The organism is Algivirga pacifica, from assembly GCF_039543525.1.
GTDB classification, from domain to species: domain Bacteria; phylum Bacteroidota; class Bacteroidia; order Cytophagales; family Flammeovirgaceae; genus Algivirga; species Algivirga pacifica.
Map to the genome: position 1 here is coordinate 20620 of NZ_BAABJX010000042.1, position 20746 is coordinate 41365.

Below are 20746 nucleotides of genomic sequence, written 5' to 3' on the forward strand. Positions count from 1 at the left end.
TGAATTGATAAAGAATGTCTATTTACAATGTGTCCAAGCCTGATTTTAGTAAATCCCTATGGATTGTAGGAAGTGCTTTGCTGGCCTTTATGATGGCTGTGTTACCTATAGTTACACATTGGTCCGTTTCCTATCTATTGGTAGCGGGGATATTGGGAGTTCCTATTTCTGTAATCTTAGTGAAATATGTTCGTACAGGTGTGTATACTTTGATATTAGTGAGTATGACACTGAATATATTTCGTATGCTCTTGCCACAAGTGCCCGTTGGTATAGGTATGGATTATATCATTTTATTAATGGTTTTAAGCTGTCTGTTTCATGATCTGAATACAAAAAAGTTTACCTTTTTTAAATCTCCTCTAACCTGGGCCATATTTCTATGGATAGGTTGGCATATGTTGGAGTTGATGAACCCAGATGCAGCATCCCGAACCGCATGGTTCTATGTGATGAGGCCCGCAGTGGGTTATATTATGCTGTTTTTTGTCACCTACCGCATGTTTAATACACTTAAGTCTATTCGACAGCTCTTAAAATACCTATGGTGGTTATTGTTCCTTTCGGGTACTTGGGGGTTGATTCAGTATTTTAACGGATACTTTAAATTTGAAATGGACTTTCTGGAGGCGAATGATATGATTCACCTTGTGTACATACAAGGTCGATGGAGGTGCTTTGGAACGTTGGGGTCTCCATCTCAGTTTGGGGTAGCTATGGCAGTGGGGTGTGTATTGTCCTTTATGATGTTTTGGGTGAAAGGAAACACTTTTGAAAAAATAATGTATGCCATAGGTGGAGTCGTGATGATGCTAAGTTTGGTATACTCAGGAACACGGACCGCTTATGCTGTAATTCCAGTGGGTATAGGGTTGATGGTAGTACTGGCAAAGAATGCAAAGCTATACTTCTTTGGATTAATCGGAGGAGCTTGCTTTTGGGTATTGATGATCCTTCCGACCAATAACTACCATATCAAAAGGATTCAGTCAACATTTAACTCAGAGGAGGATGCATCTTACCTGGTGAGAAAACAGAATAGGGAATTGATTACTCCTTATATTTTGAGTCACCCTATGGGTGGTGGATTAGGATCAACAGGGGTTTGGGGGCAGCGATTCAGCCCCAATACATTTCTGGCTAATTTCCCTCCAGACTCAGGATATATGCGAGTAGCGGTAGAGATGGGTTGGGTAGGATTGATTGTATATCTGATGCTTTGGGGGCGTATTATATTGAATACGATCATGCAATATTATGGAATAAAACAAAGGGAGTATCGATGGTTAGGGATGGCTATTTTGACTAGTACCCTACCGCTTTGTGTTGTGGAGTATGCGCAGGATATTATCAGTAAGTTACCATTTAATGTATTATTCTGGGTTTTAATTGCTCTTGCAATCAACTGTAACAAATTAGGAGCTAAAGAAAGGGAGAAGGATGCTATCACTTAAAAAAGTTATTTGGGCATTACTGAGTAATGTGGTTGACCTAATGATAGGTGTCGGATTACTTATTTTGGTCACCCGCTTTTACTCAACAGAGGATGCGGGACGATGGATTTTGTTTACAACCATCTTTTTCTTGATTACAAGAATTAGAGAAGGTGTAATACAAACGGCTTTGAATAAGTCGGGAAGTGGAGTGGATGAACAGTGTCGTTATGATGCGATGAAACTCAGCTTTACGGTCAATACGGTACTGGAGTTTGTCATCAGTATCATCTTTTTATCCATTGGATTGCTAGGGTTGGGAGAATCGATCAATGACTTCCTACTTTTCTATCCATTGGGAGCCATTCCTTGGGCAGCTTATCGCTGGCAAGTGTACGCACACTTACTACAACACCAAGTGGAAGTTATTTTCCGGGGAAATGTATTGGTATTTATTTGTTTAGTCATATCGACATTGTTAGTGTATAGGATGGAACTCCCTGTACATTATTTGGTCCTTGTATTATCGGTTTCTGGTAGTGTGGGAGCAATATATGGTATCGGTGTCATTGGCATAAAGAAACTGTGGAAAAGTAATTATAGAGAAGAGCACATTAAGGTAATCAAGCGTTATGGAGGACATGGAGCCCTTAGAGGGTTTACAGGGAATATCACCAATAGAATTAATGTCTTTTTGACTGCTGGGTTATTAACGATGACGGATACAGCCATTTATGGTGTAGCCCAAAAGTATATTCATCTAGTACTTATGCCCAATAGTGCGATTCAAAGTTTGCTATTTCCTAAGTTTTGTGAGGCGGCAAATCAGGGAGAACATAAGCTAGTGAAGCATATGTTTGAGAATACCGTGTCTTCCTTGATGGGGATGTTTGTGATTGTGGTTGTCGGAGCTTTCTTTATAGCCCCTATTGCAGTTCCGATTGTCAATGGACCTGAGTACCAAAGATCTATTCCTTTGATTATGGCGATCCTTTGTATGTCGGCAATTACAGCTCCTTTTGGAAATGCATTTGGGAGTGCTATCAATGCCATAGGAAAGCCAGAAGTAAATACCTGGTTGTTAATAGTTGTGAGTTTAGTAAATGTCATCGCAACTTACGTAATGATTAGTTTATTTGGCTTATGGGGTACAATACTAGGGCCTTTGGTTGCTGAACTCGTAAGCCTTATATGGACTTCTGTAATTATGAATAGAGAATTGAATATTAATTATATACGTTGTTTTCTGATGATTCCTACTAGTTATCAAAAAGTATGGAATAAAGCTAGCAAGGCTTATGTTAGAAGCCGTCAGGGAAACTCCTCAAATACCAAAAATTAATACGCCCTATAACAAGGTGTAGAATAGATTATCTGTACTGATTTAACTACCTAAAAAACGTTGACGATGAGCTTAAATGTTGTCAGTAAAAACCCTGTAATATCAATCGTAATCCCTACCCATAATAGGAGAGACTCGTTATCTGAACTGCTAGACTCCATCTTTATTGAAATGGACCCAGTCGTACCCTTTGAAGTAATTGTTGTACTGGATGGCTGCGTTGATGGATCTGTGGAGTATGTAAAATCGCTGTGTAAGCAAAGGCCTGAGTTGAAATATATCAGTAAACATGCTGAAGGTCCCGCGAAAGCCAGAAATGTAGGAGTAAGTATATCCAGAGGTGATATTATTGCTTTTACGGATGACGATTGTATTGTCACTAAAGATTGGATCTCCAATATTATGAAATCGTTTGAGGATGATTCTTTAGTGGGCTTACAAGGGAAAACATCTACTTACAAGCATCTGTGTTCTCCATTGACCCATCAGATAGATAATCAACATGGGAGTGTTGATTTCCCTACATGCAATGTTGCAATCAGAAGAGATGCATTTTTAAATATTGGAGGGTTTGATGAGAGTTTCCCATATGCACATAATGAAGATGCAGATCTTGGTTGGAGACTTGAGAAGCTTGGGACGGTGAAGTTTATTCCTTCCATGGAGATCATCCATCCTCCTCGAAAGGAAAAGCTAAGTAAGTTGATACGAAGAATGAAAATTCTGGAATCAGAGTTTTTACTTTATCATAAGAATAAACAGGATTATAAAAGGAAGCGTGCCGTTAATCCTTGGGTCAATATCTATGGAAAGATGTTTTGTAAGCACTTGCCTTTGATCTTCAAGTCACGATTCCGGTTTATCCTACAACCCTCGATATTTTTACAGGGAATATTTATCAATATTTCGTGGTGGGTGTCTTTACTGTATTTGATTCCAACATTTATGGAGGCAGAAAAAACGTATCGAGACAAATACCAAAAGAAAACAACACAAGGCGTCAGTATTCAAAAGCCAGTATTGCCCAAAGAAGTCTCCTGACCCCTGTAACTGACCTTGCGATTAACAATTTGTATACTGTAGTTTTTAACCCTTACTAACTCAACTATGAACCCATTTGCTGAACCAGCTGTAGTAATTCAAGCCATGCCTAGATGGGATGGTGCTTACGCCTCTACCTCATTTACGATTGCCAAAGAGTTGTCGAAGGATCGACTTGTTTTTTATGTCGACCATCCTTTTACCTGGAAGGATATGTTGAATAAAAGTGCAGAAGCACAACTAGAAAGAAGACGTGCCCTTTGGAATCGTCAAACATATCATGAAAAACCATTTAAGGATCTACCTAACCTGGTAATCATCTCTCCAAAGCCAGTGCCCTCTATTAACTTTCTTCCTCCTGGAAGTGTGTATAACCAGTGTAGAGCATATAATAATCGACTGGTGTGGAATTACATCAATATGACTTTGGATCGTTTTGCGGTTTCCGAATTCGTCTACCTTAACTCTTTTGATCCTGTATATTCGATGGTAGATACGACCAAGGAGGTACTTCTTAAGATTTATCATTCCGTTGATTATATGCCAGGAGAGCGATATATCGCCCGACACGGTGTACAGGCAGAGGAGCTCTTTGCCAAACAAGCAGATATTGTTATCGGGACTTCCGAGCCGATCACAAAACGCCTTAGAAAATGGAACAGAAGGGCAATGACCATCGAAAATGCAGCAGATTTCAGCATGTTTGATGAGTTCAAAGGAGAGGTGCCGGAAGATATGGCTTCTATTCCTTATCCAAGAGTGCTGTATTTAGGTAATATAGGATTACGGATGGATTATACTATGTTAGAGGATATTGTGTCGGAAAATGAAGGAGTGAATTTTGTGTTTGCTGGCCCGGAAAATTCGAGGGAATTTAAAGGAGAGGCCCTCAAAAAATATAAGAATGTATATTTTTTAGGACGTAAAGATTATGAAAAGGTACCTGCATATATAAAGGGAGCTGATTTGTGTATCATTCCATTTATCCGCAATGAGTATACCCGTCATATTTATCCATTGAAGATCAATGAATACCTGTCAATGGGTAAACCCGTATTGGTCAGTAACTTTGCAGACTTCTCTTCTTTTAAGGATGTGGTGTATTTATATGAATCTAAAGAGGAGTTTCAGGAAAAAATGCAAGAAGCGTTAACAGTTGATGGGGAAGACAAGATCTCGGAACGTAAAGCTGTCGCTGCTTCTAATACTTGGGAGAAACGTATGCTCACATGGAGAAAGCTTTTGAGAGAAGAAGTACAAATTAGAGTCAATCGATAACGACAGACTTTATGGGGGTTATCTTACCTGTTCTTCAAGGATATGTACATGGTATACGTCAAGCCTTTTTTCATTAATCTTCCAGAAATTCTAATATTAATGAGCGTTAATGTATTTCTATTATTCATATGCTTAAAGTAACCCATTATGTCGTATCCTCTAGTTTCTATTGTGACCGTGAATTACAAGCAAGTACAAGAAACGGTCAAAATGCTGGAATCAATACCCAAAACGAAATACCCTAACCTGGAAGTCATTGTGGTAGACAATGAAGAAACCCAAGATAATTCTTCTGTGTATCAAGAGGCCTATCCAGGGGTGATTGTATTGAGAAGTGAACAAAATCTAGGTTTTGCAGGGGGAAATAATTTAGGTAGTCGTCATGCGAAAGGGGATTACCTTTATTACCTTAACAATGATACCATTCTAACAGAAAAAACAATTCAACCTTTGATTGAGGCTTTTGCTGAAGATCCTCAACTAGGTGCTGCAAGTCCTAAGATCCGTTATTTCTATACGCCTGAAAAAATCCAATATGCAGGCTTTTCCTCTATTCACCCTATTACAGGAAGGAATATGGCAATAGGGAAAAATCAGTTCAATACGTCGGAATATGATGAGACCAGGGAGACTTATTCCGTACATGGAGCGGCGATGATGATCTCCCGGGCTGTGATAGAAAAGGTGGGCTTAATGAGTGAGGATTTCTTCCTTTATTATGAAGAGCTAGATTGGAGTGCACAGATCCAAAAAGCCGGTTATAAAATTAAGTATGTAGGAGAGGCTTTTGTTTTTCATAAGGAGTCGGTGGCAACAGGAAAGATGAGTCCACTAAAAACTTACTACCATACGAGAAATAGAATTCTATTCATGAAAAGGAATTTTAGTAAGCAGGAGTATCGCTTATTCAAGGGATACTTTTTCTCGGTGGTATTACCTAAAGAAATGATTAAGTACCTATTTATGGTGCGTATGACCAACCTAAAGGCGCTATTGGATGGAACCTTTGATGCGGTCAAATCACCAACGATAAAATAATACATCACTGTATTATTCAGAACCCAGAAACAATAACTATCATTAAAAACAATCAGCTATGGAATATTTATTTTGGACAGGACTGGCCGTTGTGCTTTACGCTTACCTGGGATATGGTGTGCTGTTGGGACTACTGGTCAAGGCTAAACGTATGCTCTTTGGCAAAAAACAACCTCCAAAACTAAGTGACTACCCCGAAGTAACCATGGTGGTAGCGGCTTACAATGAAGAAGACTTTATCCGGGAGAAAATCAGAAATTGCTTTGAGCTTAATTATCCCAAAGATAAGCTCAAGCTGTTGTTTGTGACAGATGGTTCAACCGATAGCACGCAGGATATTATTGCTCAATATTCGGATATTATGCTTTACCATCAGGATGGACGAGCTGGTAAAATTGCTGCGGTTAACCGAGTGATGCCTTTTGTTACTAGTCCTATTACTATTTATTGTGACGCGAATACACTATTGAATCAAGATGCCATTGTGAATATTGTGCGTCATTATCAAGATGAGCGAGTGGGAGGCGTAGCTGGTGAGAAAAGAATTATGAAGCTGGACGAAGACAATGCCAGTGGTGCAGGAGAAGGATTTTATTGGCGATATGAGTCTACGCTTAAGAAATGGGATTCTGAGCTAAACAGTGTGGTTGGTGCGGCAGGTGAATTATTCTCGATTCGTACCGAGCTATACGAAAACGTGAGTACAGCAATTCTGATTGAAGATTTTTACATGTCACTAAAAATCGCAATGGCAGGGTACAAGTTTGTGTATGAACCCGATGCCTATGCGGTGGAGACTGCTTCTGTGTCCGTAAAAGAGGAATTGAAAAGAAAAGTCAGAATATCAGCGGGAGGTTTGCAGGCCGTATTTATGCTATTCCCTCTACTGAATATCTTTAAGTATGGCATGCTGTCTTTTCAGTACGTATCTCATCGGGCTATTCGTTGGACCTTAGCACCATTGTCCTTGGCTGTTTTGTTATTTACAAATATATGGTTGGCGATGGATCAGGGAGGGGTATACAATGTATTATTGTTGGGACAGCTATTGTTCTATAGTCTAGTTACTGTAGGCTGGTTGATATCCAATCATAAGATACGCTACAAGATCTTCTTCATCCCTTATTATTTCTTTATGATGAACTATAGTGTTTATCTTGGATTATTGAGGTTGCTCAGGGGAAAACAGACAGTGATCTGGGAAAAAGCAGAACGCAGACTTAGCTGATAATCATTTATATATATTAGGGAATCGTGAAAACGATTCCTTTTTTTGTGCTAAACCCTGCGTACGGTGATAATATCCTCCCTTTAATCGGTGATGGGGTGAGGTCAAGAATAGTGAATTGCGTGCACATTTTTTTTAACTATCACTTTTTGAACATAAATCTTGTATATTTGCGGTGAAAATCAATTAACAAACAAGCAAATGTCTGAATCGTTATATTTCTCCATTGAGGGAAAAGAATTATTCACGCTGGTTATTATTTTTAGCCTTTACTTCTTTTTTGGACGTAGAGTATTGAAAGGAAGTATCGAAGGAATCAATCATATGTTTAATAGTATGATTACTCCTAAAGGGTATTCTACAATCGTGAAAAAAAAAAGCCTTTAGAGCAGGATGATATTAAAAATATGAAGGAGGAGGGATAAAGGAGGATTACCTTTGTCCTTCATCCTTAAACTTTTTCTATATTTGTCATTAATTTTTAGACAAAAGATAGAGAAGGTATGAAGATTCTTGCGATTGGTAGAAACTATGCAGATCATATTGCTGAGTTAAATAATGAGCGTCCTGATGAGCCGGTGATTTTTACAAAACCGGATACAGCGCTACTAAAAAATAATACCCCTTTTTATTATCCTGACTTTACAAAGGAAATTCACTATGAGGTAGAAGTGCTTCTGAGAATCTGTAAAGAAGGAAAATACATTAGTCCTAAATTCGCTCACCGCTATTACGATGCCATTGGATTGGGAGTAGATTTTACCGCTAGAGATCTACAGGCTAAAGCTAAAGCAAAAGGTTTACCTTGGGCATTGGCGAAAGGATTCAATGGTTCTGCACCTGTCTCTCACTTTGTTGAAAAAGAAAAGTTTGCAGACCTTAAAAACATCAACTTCGATCTTAAAGTCAATGGAGAAGTAAAGCAAGAAGGCAATACAAGCCTGATGCTATGGGACTTTGAGGAAATCATCTGTTACATTTCTCAGTTTATTACCTTAAGAAAAGGTGATATTATCTTTACCGGTACCCCTAAAGGAGTAGGAGAGATCAAAGTAGGAGATCGATTGGAAGGACATATCGAAGGAGAAAAATTCCTGGATTTTGATATAAAGTAAACCCGTAGGGATGCACTATATTAAGGTTGAAAACTGACAGTTGAGGCGGCTTACGCCGCTGGTTGAGTGGCACTGCGTGCCGTTGAGTAGCCCTTCGGGCTGTTGAGAAGGGGCAGTATTGCAAAATCTCAACGTATGAAGCCTACACCATGTAAAGGCTCAACGGAGCGAAGCTCCATTCAACGGCACGCAGTGCCACTCAACCAGCGGCGCAAGCCGCCTCAACTGAGCAAATGCATCCATCAGAAACGAAGAGCTTGACAGAAAATAAATGGTCATATACGAGTAAGTATATGACTTTGATTAGAGAAGAAAAACATCATGCTGGCAATACAAAACCTTTCATTTTATTTCGGTAGCCGTATTATGTATAAGGAGGCTTCCTTGCATATCAAACCAAAAAACAGGATCGGCTTGATCGGGTATAATGGAGCAGGGAAAACGACTTTATTGAAGTTGATTTATGGAGACTTGACTCCTGATGAGGGCACAATCTCCAAACCAAATGACTGTACAGTAGGTTTCCTGAATCAGGATATGCTGTCTTACGATACCGATGAGAGTATCTTGAATGTTGCCATGCAAGCGTTTGAGGAAGTGCTGCAGGTACAAGAGAGGATCGATCTTCTGCTAAAAGAAATGGAGACGAACTATCAGGAGGAACATGTTAGTAAGCTGGCCGCATTACAAGAGCAGTTGGAGCGTTTGGATGGATATGCCGTAAAGGCAAAAACAGAGGAGATTCTGGAAGGTCTGGGCTTTACAACAGAAGAACTTGATCGTCCATTGAGAAGCTTTTCCGGGGGGTGGCGTATGCGTGTGATGTTGGCAAAATTGCTTTTGCAAAAGCCTTCAGTACTGATGCTCGATGAGCCTACCAACCACCTTGATTTACCTTCCATTCAGTGGTTGGAGCAGTATATCTCCAAATATGATGGAGCGGTGTTGATTGTCTCTCACGATAGAGAATTCTTGGATCGCACAGTGAATATTATTGTAGAGGTATCCGGAGGGAAATTGATACAGTACTCTGGAAACTACAGCTTTTTCTTGAAGGAGCGTGCACAACGTATGGAGGTGCAGCAAAATGCGTTTGAGAACCAGCAGCAAAAAATCAAACAAACCGAACAGTTTATTACGCGTTTCCGTGCTAAGGCTACCAAGGCAAGACAGGTGCAGTCCAAAGTGAAAATGTTGGAGAAGATGGACCTGGTAGACGAAGTGCAGGACGATAATCCTGAGTTTGACCTGGATTTTACTTTCCAGCAGGAATCAGGAAAAGTGGTATCAGAGTTAGTGAATGTCACCAAGGCTTATGGTGAGAACCTTATCTTCAAGGATTCTACTCTCAAGATTATGAGAGGGGATAAGATTGCCTTTATCGGAGCCAATGGAAAGGGTAAGTCGACCATGTTGAGAGTGATTGCAGGGACAGAGCCTATCCAGCAAGGGGAAAGTAAGTTGGGACACAACGTGATTACCGCTTTTTATGCACAGCACCAGTTGGAGGCGCTTACCTTGACCAATGAGGTATTAGATGAATTGAAGCAATCGGGTTCTGAAAAGACAGAGCAGGAATTACGTTCGATTCTTGGGGCGTTCCTATTTAGAGGAGAGGATGTTTACAAGAAAGTAAAAGTACTGTCTGGTGGTGAAAAGTCTCGAGTGGCCTTAGCCAAAACCTTGATTGAGCAAGCAAACTTTCTAATGCTCGATGAGCCTACCAACCACTTGGATATACAGTCCGTCAATGTATTGATACAAGCATTGCAGGCGTATGAAGGAACCTATGTGGTGGTTTCTCACGACAGACATTTTATCTCTCACATTGCCAACAAGATCTGGTATATTGAGAATGATATTGTGAAGGAGTTCTTAGGGAATTACGATGAATATTGTTTGTTCATGGAGCAGAAAATGCTGGCGGAACAAGAGGAACAAGCAGTAGAGAAGCCTAAGAAGTCAGAGAAAAAACAACGTTCAGATGCAGATCGAAAAGCATTCCAGAGAGAGCTGAAAAAAGCTGAAAAGGCTTTGGAACAGACGGAAGAGAAAGTGATGGAGAAAGAAGAGGAGTTGGAAGAACTGGAGGCACAATTGGCCGATCCATCTTTGTACGAAGATCCGGAAAAGATGGCGCAATTGACCAAAGGCTATGAAGCCCTAAAGCAAGAGCTGGAGCAATTGCATCAGGATTGGGAAGAGCTCGCTGAAAAGCTGGAAGAAATGCAAGAACAAGAATAAGGTTTATTGCTTATCGGTTATCGTTTATAGCACATAAACGATAACTGATAAGCGTTAAACAGGTACTTCCCATTACGCTTCAAAACACCCTCTAATAATTGCTTTCAACTCTCCCTTATTCCTAATAGCCTTCACCACCTCATGCCCTCCTTCTTTTACCGGATGTAATACTACGTTAGGAATGCTTTTCAGTCTTTTGGCATGTCCTCTATCCAGTCGATGCTTATGCGCATAATAAATACTTAACTGAGTCGTAGATGAGCGATGCTCACTAAGGTATTTTTTCAAGTCAAAAAACATCTTTTTTTGCCCTTCAAAAGTATAGACCTCCGCAAGTTCTTTTTTCCATCTTCGATCCCTATACAAGAACCGATGCCATTTATCAATAAACGTTTGAGGAGCAAAGGCAATAACCTGATCGACGTTCAAGATACTGCCAAATAACAAGGCAGCATATCCTCCCATAGAGTTTCCAATGAAGCAGACCCTTTCGTAAGAGTGAGTGGAGATGATATCCTGAAGATAGGTAATCACTTTATCCACATGATTCAGCTCCTCATCCACTCCTTTCTGATACCAAGCCTGATGAAAATCCCTCAGAAAAATCTTATCGCAAGGAATATCCGCAATCGAGTTGAAAAACTCGAAAACAGGAACCCCTAATCCCTGTGATACCCCTCCAAAGGAGACCAATAAGTTTTTATGCCCTTGTAAGTCGCTTAGATTGCCTTTGTTACTTTGTTCAATATCCGCTCTGTTCATCGAATGCTATGTGATTAGTGATGTGGTCGGCAAAGTTAGGGTATAGGGGAAAGGATTACAATCTATTTATGAACATCCCTAAATCGAAGCATATCAAGAAGCCTTTGTTCTTTTTCATTGTCAAATCCACAGGAGGTGTTAAATTCTTTGGGGTTTTCGTAAGTTCCGAATAGCATATCCCACCAGACAATGTCACCATAATTGTTCGTGTGTTTATTGTACTCGTGATGAATCCTATGCATTTCAGGACGTTGAAAAATATAGCCAACCCACTGAGGGGTTTTGACATTCGTATGATAAAAGAACTCACCCAGTGCTGTACATAAGGTATAAATGGCTCCTGCTTCTACACTTAATCCTAGAAATGTGTAAACCAGTAAACTTCCTATGATGGAGTTGGCTGTCATTTCTAAAGGGTGTTTATAAAATGAAGTGATTACTTCCAGTCTTTGGGGACTGTGGTGGATTTGATGAAATCTTGTCCACAAGAAATCAACAGTATGTCTCCATCTGTGCCACCAGTAAAAGACAAAAGTGGCAATTATATAGGCAATGACACCACCGAGGTAGGGATTAGTCACTGTAGATAAATTGAAAAGGGAATCAGTAGATAACCATTTCTCCCAAGAGATGCCGGCAAGGATTACAATCGCAAGTTGAATAAAATTTACCCCTAAGACTCTGATCGTCCAGGTAGGGACTTCTGGTAATTTCCATCCTGGGTGTATTCTTTCTAGTAGAAAGCAAAATCCAAAAATAATTAATATAACGGTTAACATTTGTCTATCATGCATTTAGTGGAACATAATAGTAAAGGTAGCCCCCTTAGGGACTAAGTTCGGTTAACCCAGGTTAAGAAAGATCATCTAGATAATCGTTTTCGGATTCTGCTTAATGAGGGAGGTTGTACGCCTACATAGGAAGCAATTAGGTACTGAGGGATTCTTTGTGTCAAATCAGCATATTCTGCAATGAACTTCTGATATCGTTGCTCGCTGTTTTGCATATACACTGCCAGCAATTGATTGACCATAATGTCAAAACGGTGTTCAATAATATGTCGACCGATATAATTTCCATTAGGAATAGTATTGAAAATGGTTTGAAGCTTTTCGTAATCAACCACTAGCAATTCACAATCCTCAATCGCTTCTATATTCTGAACAGATTTTGTTTGTCGGTTAAAGCTGGAATAATCAGAGATAAATTCCCCTTCTTTCGTAAATTCGAATGTAGATTCTTCTTCATTTTTTAGGACAAAATACCGGACCAGACCCTTCTTCAGAAAGCCAACATATTTACAGACAGTTCCTTCCCTTAAAAAGAAGTCACCTTTTTCTAAAGTGCGAAAAGTAAAGCTTTCAGCGATGAATTTTTCGTCCTCTGGACTTAGTGTAGCAAATTGGTTTAGTGCAAAAAATAGTTCTGAGTGCATGTATAGAATGATCAGATGGATATTAATTGTAATAAGTAGACTCTATTGCTGTAATACGACAGAATCAGTGCATAGTTACCTTATAAGCTTTTTAGAAACGACAACATCAAAACCAAGGCATCCTCTCTGTACTTTAATATTTAAATAAGATTTATCCCAGACATTAGCATTGTCAGGACACCTGAAGTCCAGTGTCTTCTCAATCCCATTGCGCAGTATAGTTACAAAAGGTGGTTTACAAGAGCCTCCTTTGCTTCTAATTCCCTCACCTCTATCCAAAATCGTATGCTGTTCATAGTAGACCTTCTCGGAAAAAGGAACCTCTGTATTAAGCATTAAAAAGCCAAAGCAAAAAGTAAGGGCAAAAAATGCAGGAGTAAGCAGCTTGTTCTTAAAAAAGGCCGATGGGAAAATAACGCTTTTTGTCATCGCCCAAAGGACTAACAGGAATACCGCAAGGCCCATAAGAATAATTTTATAGAGCTCAATAAACGTAGATCCAAAGTATACATTCCCAAAGGGTATCATAAACGTAGAGCTACCGATCATAATTCCCCCAATAATCTTTCGAATTCGATCACGCTTATGTTCTTGTTGGATACGATGGGTTTTCTCTACCTGTAGCTGTTTTCTCTGCTTTTTAGAAAACCCTCTGATGTTTCTTCTCATACGCTTCAGGCTACTTTATTTGATGAGTTGTTTACCTGTGCTTTTGGCCATAAGATGCCCATGGATAAACTATAAAAAGCAATCCAGTGTCCAGAAAATCCACGAATTTCATTGGCCTTCATCTTAAAGAATTCAGCTTCAGTCAATTCTTTGATAATATTACCATGATTATTGATGACGTATTTCCCATCGATAATGGAAGGAACACCACCGCCTCCACTCTGCATAAAAAGGAAAAAGTTAATCATGGCATAGGCGAAGAAGAACAAAGAAATAACCATCACAGGTTTAGGCGCATTTTTAAAAAGTATACCATAAAACTTCAATGGATTCTTATTTTTGCTGGCATTGAGTTGTTGTAACTCAGGGTTGTCCTTGAGTAGGAGAACAGCAGGTACCCAAACGACAAAAATTCCAAGGTGTAGCATCCAAACAAAAGGAATACTGTCTCCGATATAGATGCCAAGTAATGAGATAATATGAACCGTTAGGCCTAGTATTAATCCTAAGCCAGCAAGGATGCAAAAAGTGGTTTTCGTGATTTGTGAGTTCATAGTGTAGATCGTTTGAATGTATTTGATTTATAGGTTATGCCACTCATGGGTACAGCCGTGGTGACATGCTGTTTTTCTTCTGTAGCTATCAGCAGTCTTAAAGATACTTAGCATGATAATAAAGGATTTCCTCATCTCATTAGCAGCAAGCGTTTCTATTTTTCTTAGGGCATTATTCAATGTTTGCGTTTTAAAGAGTACAACAGGAGTCATGGTATCTTTAATGGGGGCTACTTTTACCTTGATATATTAAGTCTTCGGTAGGGTGAGCTTGCTGAATAAAAAAGGCTAATTTTTCAATGATTACTTTTTGTTCAGATAAGCTAAAAGTGTCAAACCAATTCATGATATCTGCATAGGGAAGTTTACCTTGAGCATATTTGTTGATAGTTATATCTATAGCAGTCATTGTCAATGAAATTTATTTACGTTTTATGATCACGTTGTTTATGCTTTTCTCTTTTATAACTTCCTTAAGTTGTATGTCAAAATAGATTTAATTTTGATATAAAATGAAAATTATCAGTAAATTAAGGATGGCTTTCGCTATAAATACTGTTTTATCATTGATGCTTTAAAAATGAAAACCCTTCTATTTTTTACCGCTTTAAGTACTTTGAGTATCACCTCAATTGTTGCTCAGGAAAATCCAAAGGAAAAAAATCAACCAACTGCTGAGCTTAAAGTCAGGAACTGTTATAGTACTAAAGCTCCAGATAGTAATCCACTATTAATTATTGACGGGGTATTTACTCCTTATGATACTTTATCATCTGTTATACACCCTGAGCAGATTGAATCAATCACTGTATTAAAAAATGAAACAGCTATTGCTTTATGTGGATCTAGTGGTGCTGCAGGTGTGATTCTGATTACAACAAAACAATCAAAATCAAAAGAAGAAACGACTTCAAACATTCCAGCCTCCTCACTCACTGTATATCCTAACCCTACCCAAAAGGAGTTCAATATCAAGAGTGATCAGCCTATAGAAAATGTGATCCTTATCCGTGAAAATGGAACGCTTTCAGCAACATATGAGGGAAAAGGAGTATCTGTTTTTACACAAAATATTGAATCATTAGAACGTGGTGTATATATACTATTCGTGAAGACAAAAGACGGTATTGAAAAGCATAGGCTACTGAAACAGTAATATACTGACTACTGGGTATGATGTGTTTTTTCCACCTTCTTTTACTTGAAAATAGCGTAAGGACATACCAAAGGTATGTCCAGAATGTGTGAAAATACATGAAGGTGATTTCATGTACAGTAGCTATAATTTTATCAAATTGCACTGTGTACCATGCTCTTAATAACTCTTCAATGCTTTTATGAAGTAATCCTTTTTACGTTTTCTGGCATAGAAGTGCGCTATAGGAAAGCAGATAGCTCCAGTAAATACAGTCCAATGTGGAGCTTCAAAGCTTGTACCCTCAGATGGAATGCTATTTTCGCTGTTTTCAGAGCTATTTTGTATGGACTTAACAATTCCTCCTGTAAGCATTAATGTCCCTGCAGCCATAAGCCCAAGTTCGAGTATTCTATACTCATTTCCCCTTTTGAGAAATTGCATAGATTCCTGGCTTTTTTTAAGATCTCTCTTCAGGTTTAAGTAATTGGCTTTTTTGATCTGATTGTCACCTATACTATATCTATACCAATCATCTGAGTAAGTATTCTGTGAAATACCCCAATTATAGTGGGAGTAATATACTCTGGTTTGGAAGATAGAAAGCTCTTTGCTTTGAAAACTCCTTTCAGAAAAAATCTCTCTAGTACCTGTCTTGACGACTTTAATGTAACGCTCTTTGTTTAGCTTTGAGTCAAATCCCTCAATATGCTCAATAGCTGAAATAGGAATAGCGCTTCCTTTGGGTTTATGTAAGACAATATGTTCTCCACGGCTAATAGTTACATTATTATTGATTTCAATGTAATTCGTTTCCATTATAGCTCCACTTTTTAGGTAAACCTTGATCGAGTGGTCCTGTCCTAAAGTACTCAAAGGAGCAAGAAGTATCATAAATAGGTAAAAGAATGGTTTCATATTTGTCATTGAACTTAAGATAAAAAGTAAGTAGTATATTAATCGTAAGATTATAATATGGAGTGCAAAGATACTTGAATCTAAGTGTACCGAAAAAGGTTTTTCTTTTTTCTATTAAACAGAGCAAAGTGATTGAATTCTGTAACCAACCAGTAGTCTCGTATTTATAGAGTAAATGATATGTAAAATATTCACAACCTCTATCAAAAACTATCAATATGAAACGAGTCCATTTTTCTCTATTGCTTCTTATTTCGATTTGCTCCTGCCAATGGATGGAACCTGAAGCGGAGTTGCCAACACCCATTGCTTCAAATGTAACGGTAACGTATGATACGGTTTCCATATTTTCAGAACTGACGGGAGTTCCTGAGCGTAATATGTATATGCCCCAGATTTTGCGAAAAACAGTTACAATAAAGGGGGAAAAGAAGTACAATTATCAAAAACAAGGAGATTCGAGATATCAACGTATCCTTGAATTTAATCCCTTGAATCGGCAGTTTTTAGAATATTTGAAGATTGATGGAGCAGCTTGTGATACGATAAATTATCGGTATGGAGAAAACCGTGTATATAAGGTAGAGGGAAGGCTTGTGGAAGTAATAAAGTTCATTCAGAAACGTTCGTGGCCTTCATTTTGTGGGGTTTCCTCCCCTAATAGTACCAGAGAGTTGTATTTTAATGAGGAGTTGGGAGTTATAAAAGATTTCAGAGTACAATGTTTTGCTTCTGAAACATTAGTAAAGAGCAGTACACAAAACGATACTGCCCTCACTGCTTTGTTAGGGCAGTTGGAAAAGGATCAACCTTTTTGCCCGGATGCCTTAGCGGTTCACGAACATTATTATGAGCAAATGATGAAAAGTATCGAGGGGATAAAGGAATACCGTTTACAAGAAGACAATGAGGTGATTAAGGAGGATCTTGATATCGTTTTTTTTGAGGAGGTAGAGGATTGAGAGTAAATGGATTACTTTGGTGTTATACCGTGAAAACCCTGAAAGGGTGACATCACATAGGGGCGGATTTCAATCCGTCACTATACGAAATGCGATGGATAAATCTATACACAAAAAAGCCTTGCTACATCATGCAGTAAGGCTTTTCGTAGACTATTCCTTGTCGTAGTCTACGGTATATATATGGTTTAGAGATGTTACGTAATCGCTCATCGGTTATAAACAATAACCGATGAGCGATAAACATAATTCTATCTCAATTAGAAGATCCAACGAGCTCCTACCTGCATCTGCCACTTCGACATAATTGATACGTCGTTAGTGAACGATTCCTTCAGGTTGGTATCGAAAGAGAACATAGGAACATTTGTTCCGTCCTGGTATCCTTCGAAGTTGATTGGAGAAGTAGTGGTTGGAAGTTGTCTTACACCCCAGTTTGAGTTCAGCATATTCCCGAAGTTCAGGATATCCAATGACAACTGAAGCGTATTCTTTCTTCCTGCCACCGTGAAGTTATAGTCCTGAAGCATTCTGATATCAAACTGTGTATACCAAGGAAGCATTGCACCGTTTCTGTCTGCATACTCACCTCTTCTTGTGCTTAGGTAAGGGTCTTGCTCAATAAATGCATCCAATGCTGTCCATTGTGCGTCTGCCGTAGTAGGATCTGCAAAGACGATATCATTTTGGTCTGCAGGAACGTAGATCAGGTCGTTGTTCGTCGCAATACCATCTCTGTTCATATCTCCTACATACGTATAAGAGTATCTGTTACCTTTGGCTACTTCACCGAATAATGCGATAGATGTCGCTAGTTTTCCACCAGCATATTCTTTTCTGTAGTCTACAGAAGTGATGAAACGGTGACGAAGACCGTATCTTGAGTGCGCAAACTGAGAGTTGTTAGGACCCATTACCTGAGGGTTACGCTGGAATGCATCCGCAGCGATCTCTGCAGGGATAGAAGTAAAGTCCTTAGACTCCTGGAAGGTGTAAGCACCCATGATGTTCAATCCGAATAGGAATTGCTTCTTCACTTGTGCAGTCAATGAATACTGGTAGCCCTTGTCTACGTTCTCCAATACGATTGCTCCTGCATCAAGGAAACCAATAGAACCTTCAGAACCAGAGTAGATGTTAGTCTCATCAAATCCACCGAAGATAGGTCTGTTATCACCTGTACCTTCTGCATTCTCTGAAGGAGCCAGTATGTTGTAGTTTCTGTGTACTACGGCATTCAAGTCTCTTGAGAAGATACCTTCCAGGGAAGCAAACCATCCTTTACCGAATGAGTGATCATAGGCTAGGTTTGTTTTCCATACCTGAGGGAACTTGAAATCATCCTCTGTGTCGTTCACCTGGAACGTATATCCTGGATCAATTTTGTAGTTTGTTGCTTGGTTACCCAACCATACAAATGGGATACGCCCGGTAAAGATACCTGAACCACCTCTCAATTGCTTGCGCTGATCACCCGTGATATCCCAGTTGAAACCAACTCTTGGAGACCATAGTGGTCTTGCCTTAGGGAAGGTCGATGGATCTACATTAGCAGGTTTTCCGTCTGCATCTACCCATCCGTCAAATTCCGCTGTTGTTGAATCGTAAGCTACTTCGCTTAGGTAGATTGGAATATCCATTCTTACCCCCATTGTTAGCTTGAAGTTGTCCGTTACCTGGAACTCATCCTGTACATAGAATGCCGCTTGTGCTACATCTAGCTCAGACCAGAAGTAATCGTTTTTCTGAGCCTCAGTAACCTGTGCATTAAAGTCCATGTCTGCTTTTGTCGTGTTCAGGAAGTCCTCAAGAGAGAAGAACATATGCCATGGATAGTAGAACAGGTTAAACGAGTTGTCAAACTTGAAGATCTCGATGTTTGTACCTGCAGTAAAGGTATGCTTCGCCGTATAGTATGTGAAATCATCTCTGAACTGGAATACATCCTGTGTAACTACGTTGTTGGTTGAGAAGATCTCAGAACCAGCTGTAATTGCCAACTGTCCATTTGTATCGAAGATATCGATTACCGGGAATGGCTCAGACCATGGAGTACGGAAATCGTGGAAGTTCGAGTATCCGATTTGTAATTTGTTCGACGCTTTGTTGCCAAAACGAGAGTTCAATTCACCCATCCATGAGTTAATCACACTGTTCGTTTTGTATGATGAGTTCGAGAATGGCAAACGGTAAGGCGTTGGACCTCTACCAATGATTGCTTCCGGGTGAGGAAGGATATCTTTCCATGCACTCAGGTGGTTGTAACGAATAGAGAAGTTGTGGTCTTTGTTGATGTTCCAGTCCAACTTCACCAATAGCTTATCGTTTGATTTCTGGTGGTTGTAGTTCTCAAACTCACCAGCATCGTACCCCCACTCATTCATCAAGTGGTTTTTCACCGCCATGATATCGTCATAGCTTACAGAAGTAACGTTTCCGCCTACTTCTTCGCCACGGTTGGCAACAAAGCCATGTGCTCTTTCATTCGCTCTTTCTGCCTCCGCATTCACGAAGAAGAACAATTTATTTTTTACGATCGGGCCACCCAAAGAGAAACCAGTTTGGTGCGTAAAGTAATCCAGGTTGTCAATTTGCTGACCTGCTACCTTATTACCGATCATGTTTTCATTTCTACCGAATGTGTAAACCGTACCTTTGAATTCATTGGTACCTGATTTAGTGACAGCGTTTACACCAGCTCCTGTAAATCCACCTTCTCTTACGTCAAATGGTGCAAGAGATACCTGTACTTGCTCAATAGCATCCAAGGATACAGGCTGAGCACCAGCTTGTCCACCTGGAGTCGCTACATCCAACCCAAAAGAGTTGTTGAATACAGATCCGTCAAGGGAGAAGTTGTTGTAAAGATTGTTTCTACCACCGAAAGAGTTTCCGTTCGATTGAGGTGTCAGACGTGTGAAGTCTGAAGTAGAACGGCTGATTGTAGGAAGTGCCTTAAGCTGCTCACTAGAAACGCTAGTCGCTGCTCCTGTTCTTTCTGAGTTGATGTCCGCACTTGCATTGGCGGTAACTTCAACCTCATCCATGTTCACAGCATCTTCTGCCAGCGTAACGTTTAGCTTCTTAGATTCTCCCAGTTTAAGGAAGATGCCACTAAGCTCCAGTTTTTGGTAACCGATGAAGGAGATGGAGATCTGGTAAGGGCCTCCAACTCTCATACCTCTTAGCGTATAGCTGCCATCAAAAAGCGTGGAAATTCCGTATTGTGTTCCGGAAGGTCCGTGGACAGCGATTACTGTTGCACCTGGAAGTGGTTCGCCTGCGCGATCAGTAACAACGCCATTCATAGCTGCAGTGGTATTTTGTGCCACAGCAGTTGCACTGGTGAAATACACAAAGCCCAGTACTACAAGTGTGAATTGTAAAATTCTAACGTGCATTTTAAAGTAAATTTAAGATTAGAAGTGTTTGTAGTTTATTAAGGCACAAACGTAGGCTTTTAAATAGTATCAAAAAAATAGTTAAAATATTGTTTTGTAGAAGGTTGTGTTATTAAGGGTGATTTGAGAGGGATTTAATTAAGTGTCTTCTGTACACTATAGATAATAGGATTATTCTAATTTTATTAATG

Annotated in this window: 20 protein-coding genes; 11 read left to right on the plus strand and 9 right to left on the minus strand. The window is 39.5% G+C overall.

What is annotated here, in order from left to right:
• The first annotated feature begins 14 nt into the window (after positions 1-14).
• From ABD985_RS13750 to ABD985_RS13790, 9 genes are all read left to right on the plus strand, one after another.
• A complete protein-coding gene (locus tag ABD985_RS13750; protein WP_345372646.1) occupies positions 15-1454 on the plus strand; it encodes an O-antigen ligase family protein in 1440 nt (479 codons plus the stop codon).
• Positions 1441-2775, plus strand: coding sequence for a lipopolysaccharide biosynthesis protein (locus ABD985_RS13755; protein ID WP_345372648.1), 1335 nt, complete (start codon positions 1441-1443; stop codon positions 2773-2775). Before ABD985_RS13750 ends, ABD985_RS13755 begins: the two co-directional genes overlap by 14 nt.
• A 66-nt stretch (positions 2776-2841) precedes the next feature.
• Entirely contained in the window at positions 2842-3816 is a 975-nt protein-coding gene (locus ABD985_RS13760; RefSeq protein WP_345372650.1) for a glycosyltransferase family 2 protein, read from the plus strand.
• Between the two features lie 66 nt (positions 3817-3882).
• Positions 3883-5094, plus strand: coding sequence for a glycosyltransferase (locus ABD985_RS13765; protein WP_345372652.1), 1212 nt, complete (start codon positions 3883-3885; stop codon positions 5092-5094).
• Positions 5095-5241: 147 nt separating this feature from the next.
• Complete coding sequence (locus ABD985_RS13770) at positions 5242-6132, plus strand: glycosyltransferase family 2 protein (RefSeq protein ID WP_345372653.1); 891 nt, start codon at positions 5242-5244, stop codon at positions 6130-6132.
• 58 nt (positions 6133-6190) lie between these two features.
• Positions 6191-7360, plus strand: coding sequence for a glycosyltransferase family 2 protein (locus tag ABD985_RS13775; RefSeq protein ID WP_345372655.1), 1170 nt, complete (start codon positions 6191-6193; stop codon positions 7358-7360).
• A gap of 201 nt (positions 7361-7561) precedes the next feature.
• A complete protein-coding gene (locus ABD985_RS13780) occupies positions 7562-7747 on the plus strand; it encodes a hypothetical protein (protein WP_345372657.1) in 186 nt (61 codons plus the stop codon).
• Between the two features lie 116 nt (positions 7748-7863).
• Complete coding sequence (locus tag ABD985_RS13785) at positions 7864-8475, plus strand: fumarylacetoacetate hydrolase family protein (RefSeq protein ID WP_345372659.1); 612 nt, start codon at positions 7864-7866, stop codon at positions 8473-8475.
• Between the two features lie 321 nt (positions 8476-8796).
• Complete coding sequence (locus tag ABD985_RS13790) at positions 8797-10719, plus strand: ABC-F family ATP-binding cassette domain-containing protein (protein WP_345372661.1); 1923 nt, start codon at positions 8797-8799, stop codon at positions 10717-10719.
• Positions 10720-10791: 72 nt separating this feature from the next.
• On the opposite strand, the gene ABD985_RS13795 is transcribed toward ABD985_RS13790, so the two are convergent.
• The 7 genes from ABD985_RS13795 to ABD985_RS13825 form a co-directional block, all read right to left on the minus strand.
• Positions 10792-11481, minus strand: a complete 690-nt coding sequence (locus ABD985_RS13795; protein WP_345372663.1) for an alpha/beta fold hydrolase — start codon at positions 11479-11481, stop codon at positions 10792-10794.
• Positions 11482-11543: 62 nt separating this feature from the next.
• Positions 11544-12260, minus strand: coding sequence for a sterol desaturase family protein (locus tag ABD985_RS13800; protein ID WP_345372666.1), 717 nt, complete (start codon positions 12258-12260; stop codon positions 11544-11546).
• An 83-nt stretch (positions 12261-12343) separates the two neighbouring features.
• The gene (locus tag ABD985_RS13805; protein ID WP_345372668.1) at positions 12344-12916 is read right to left on the minus strand and encodes a Crp/Fnr family transcriptional regulator; all 573 of its coding nucleotides are present in this window, start codon (positions 12914-12916) and stop codon (positions 12344-12346) included.
• 75 nt (positions 12917-12991) lie between these two features.
• A complete protein-coding gene (locus ABD985_RS13810; RefSeq protein ID WP_345372670.1) occupies positions 12992-13585 on the minus strand; it encodes a hypothetical protein in 594 nt (197 codons plus the stop codon).
• Between the two features lie 5 nt (positions 13586-13590).
• Positions 13591-14139, minus strand: a complete 549-nt coding sequence (locus ABD985_RS13815; protein WP_345372672.1) for a hypothetical protein — start codon at positions 14137-14139, stop codon at positions 13591-13593.
• 27 nt (positions 14140-14166) lie between these two features.
• On the minus strand, positions 14167-14352 hold the full coding sequence (locus tag ABD985_RS13820) for a DUF5958 family protein (RefSeq protein WP_345372673.1): 186 nt from the start codon (positions 14350-14352) through the stop codon (positions 14167-14169).
• 7 nt (positions 14353-14359) lie between these two features.
• Positions 14360-14548: a DUF5958 family protein gene (locus tag ABD985_RS13825; RefSeq protein WP_345372675.1), complete on the minus strand. Its 189-nt coding sequence runs from the start codon at positions 14546-14548 to the stop codon at positions 14360-14362.
• Positions 14549-14719: 171 nt separating this feature from the next.
• Here ABD985_RS13825 and ABD985_RS13830 point away from each other — a divergent pair, with 171 nt between their 5' ends.
• Entirely contained in the window at positions 14720-15295 is a 576-nt protein-coding gene (locus tag ABD985_RS13830; RefSeq protein WP_345372677.1) for a T9SS type A sorting domain-containing protein, read from the plus strand.
• A gap of 159 nt (positions 15296-15454) precedes the next feature.
• On the opposite strand, the gene ABD985_RS13835 is transcribed toward ABD985_RS13830, so the two are convergent.
• Positions 15455-16192 (minus strand): hypothetical protein, encoded by a 738-nt coding sequence (locus ABD985_RS13835; protein WP_345372679.1) that lies wholly within the window; start codon positions 16190-16192, stop codon positions 15455-15457.
• A gap of 218 nt (positions 16193-16410) precedes the next feature.
• Between ABD985_RS13835 and ABD985_RS13840 the strand changes: the two genes are divergently transcribed.
• Positions 16411-17154 carry a hypothetical protein gene (locus ABD985_RS13840; protein WP_345372680.1) on the plus strand — a complete coding sequence of 248 codons (744 nt, stop codon included), beginning with the start codon at positions 16411-16413 and terminating at the stop codon, positions 17152-17154.
• A 260-nt stretch (positions 17155-17414) separates the two neighbouring features.
• On the opposite strand, the gene ABD985_RS13845 is transcribed toward ABD985_RS13840, so the two are convergent.
• Positions 17415-20555, minus strand: coding sequence for a TonB-dependent receptor plug domain-containing protein (locus ABD985_RS13845; RefSeq protein ID WP_345372682.1), 3141 nt, complete (start codon positions 20553-20555; stop codon positions 17415-17417).
• Positions 20556-20746: the final 191 nt, after the last annotated feature.

What these genes read in the sequence shown, in the direction of transcription:
- ABD985_RS13800 (WP_345372666.1), bottom strand. Translation starts at nt 12,260, where the DNA reads ATGTTAACCGTTATATTAATTATTTTTGGATTTTGCTTTCTACTAGAA.
- ABD985_RS13770 (WP_345372653.1), top strand. Translation starts at nt 5,242, where the DNA reads ATGTCGTATCCTCTAGTTTCTATTGTGACCGTGAATTACAAGCAAGTA.
- ABD985_RS13795 (WP_345372663.1), bottom strand. Translation starts at nt 11,481, where the DNA reads ATGAACAGAGCGGATATTGAACAAAGTAACAAAGGCAATCTAAGCGAC.
- ABD985_RS13750 (WP_345372646.1), top strand. Translation starts at nt 15, where the DNA reads ATGTCTATTTACAATGTGTCCAAGCCTGATTTTAGTAAATCCCTATGG.
- ABD985_RS13765 (WP_345372652.1), top strand. Translation starts at nt 3,883, where the DNA reads ATGAACCCATTTGCTGAACCAGCTGTAGTAATTCAAGCCATGCCTAGA.
- ABD985_RS13790 (WP_345372661.1), top strand. Translation starts at nt 8,797, where the DNA reads ATGCTGGCAATACAAAACCTTTCATTTTATTTCGGTAGCCGTATTATG.
- ABD985_RS13815 (WP_345372672.1), bottom strand. Translation starts at nt 14,139, where the DNA reads ATGAACTCACAAATCACGAAAACCACTTTTTGCATCCTTGCTGGCTTA.
- ABD985_RS13825 (WP_345372675.1), bottom strand. Translation starts at nt 14,548, where the DNA reads ATGACTGCTATAGATATAACTATCAACAAATATGCTCAAGGTAAACTT.
- ABD985_RS13830 (WP_345372677.1), top strand. Translation starts at nt 14,720, where the DNA reads ATGAAAACCCTTCTATTTTTTACCGCTTTAAGTACTTTGAGTATCACC.
- ABD985_RS13755 (WP_345372648.1), top strand. Translation starts at nt 1,441, where the DNA reads ATGCTATCACTTAAAAAAGTTATTTGGGCATTACTGAGTAATGTGGTT.
- ABD985_RS13805 (WP_345372668.1), bottom strand. Translation starts at nt 12,916, where the DNA reads ATGCACTCAGAACTATTTTTTGCACTAAACCAATTTGCTACACTAAGT.
- ABD985_RS13760 (WP_345372650.1), top strand. Translation starts at nt 2,842, where the DNA reads ATGAGCTTAAATGTTGTCAGTAAAAACCCTGTAATATCAATCGTAATC.
- ABD985_RS13775 (WP_345372655.1), top strand. Translation starts at nt 6,191, where the DNA reads ATGGAATATTTATTTTGGACAGGACTGGCCGTTGTGCTTTACGCTTAC.
- ABD985_RS13785 (WP_345372659.1), top strand. Translation starts at nt 7,864, where the DNA reads ATGAAGATTCTTGCGATTGGTAGAAACTATGCAGATCATATTGCTGAG.
- ABD985_RS13845 (WP_345372682.1), bottom strand. Translation starts at nt 20,555, where the DNA reads ATGCACGTTAGAATTTTACAATTCACACTTGTAGTACTGGGCTTTGTG.
- ABD985_RS13820 (WP_345372673.1), bottom strand. Translation starts at nt 14,352, where the DNA reads ATGACTCCTGTTGTACTCTTTAAAACGCAAACATTGAATAATGCCCTA.
- ABD985_RS13810 (WP_345372670.1), bottom strand. Translation starts at nt 13,585, where the DNA reads ATGAGAAGAAACATCAGAGGGTTTTCTAAAAAGCAGAGAAAACAGCTA.
- ABD985_RS13780 (WP_345372657.1), top strand. Translation starts at nt 7,562, where the DNA reads ATGTCTGAATCGTTATATTTCTCCATTGAGGGAAAAGAATTATTCACG.
- ABD985_RS13835 (WP_345372679.1), bottom strand. Translation starts at nt 16,192, where the DNA reads ATGAAACCATTCTTTTACCTATTTATGATACTTCTTGCTCCTTTGAGT.
- ABD985_RS13840 (WP_345372680.1), top strand. Translation starts at nt 16,411, where the DNA reads ATGAAACGAGTCCATTTTTCTCTATTGCTTCTTATTTCGATTTGCTCC.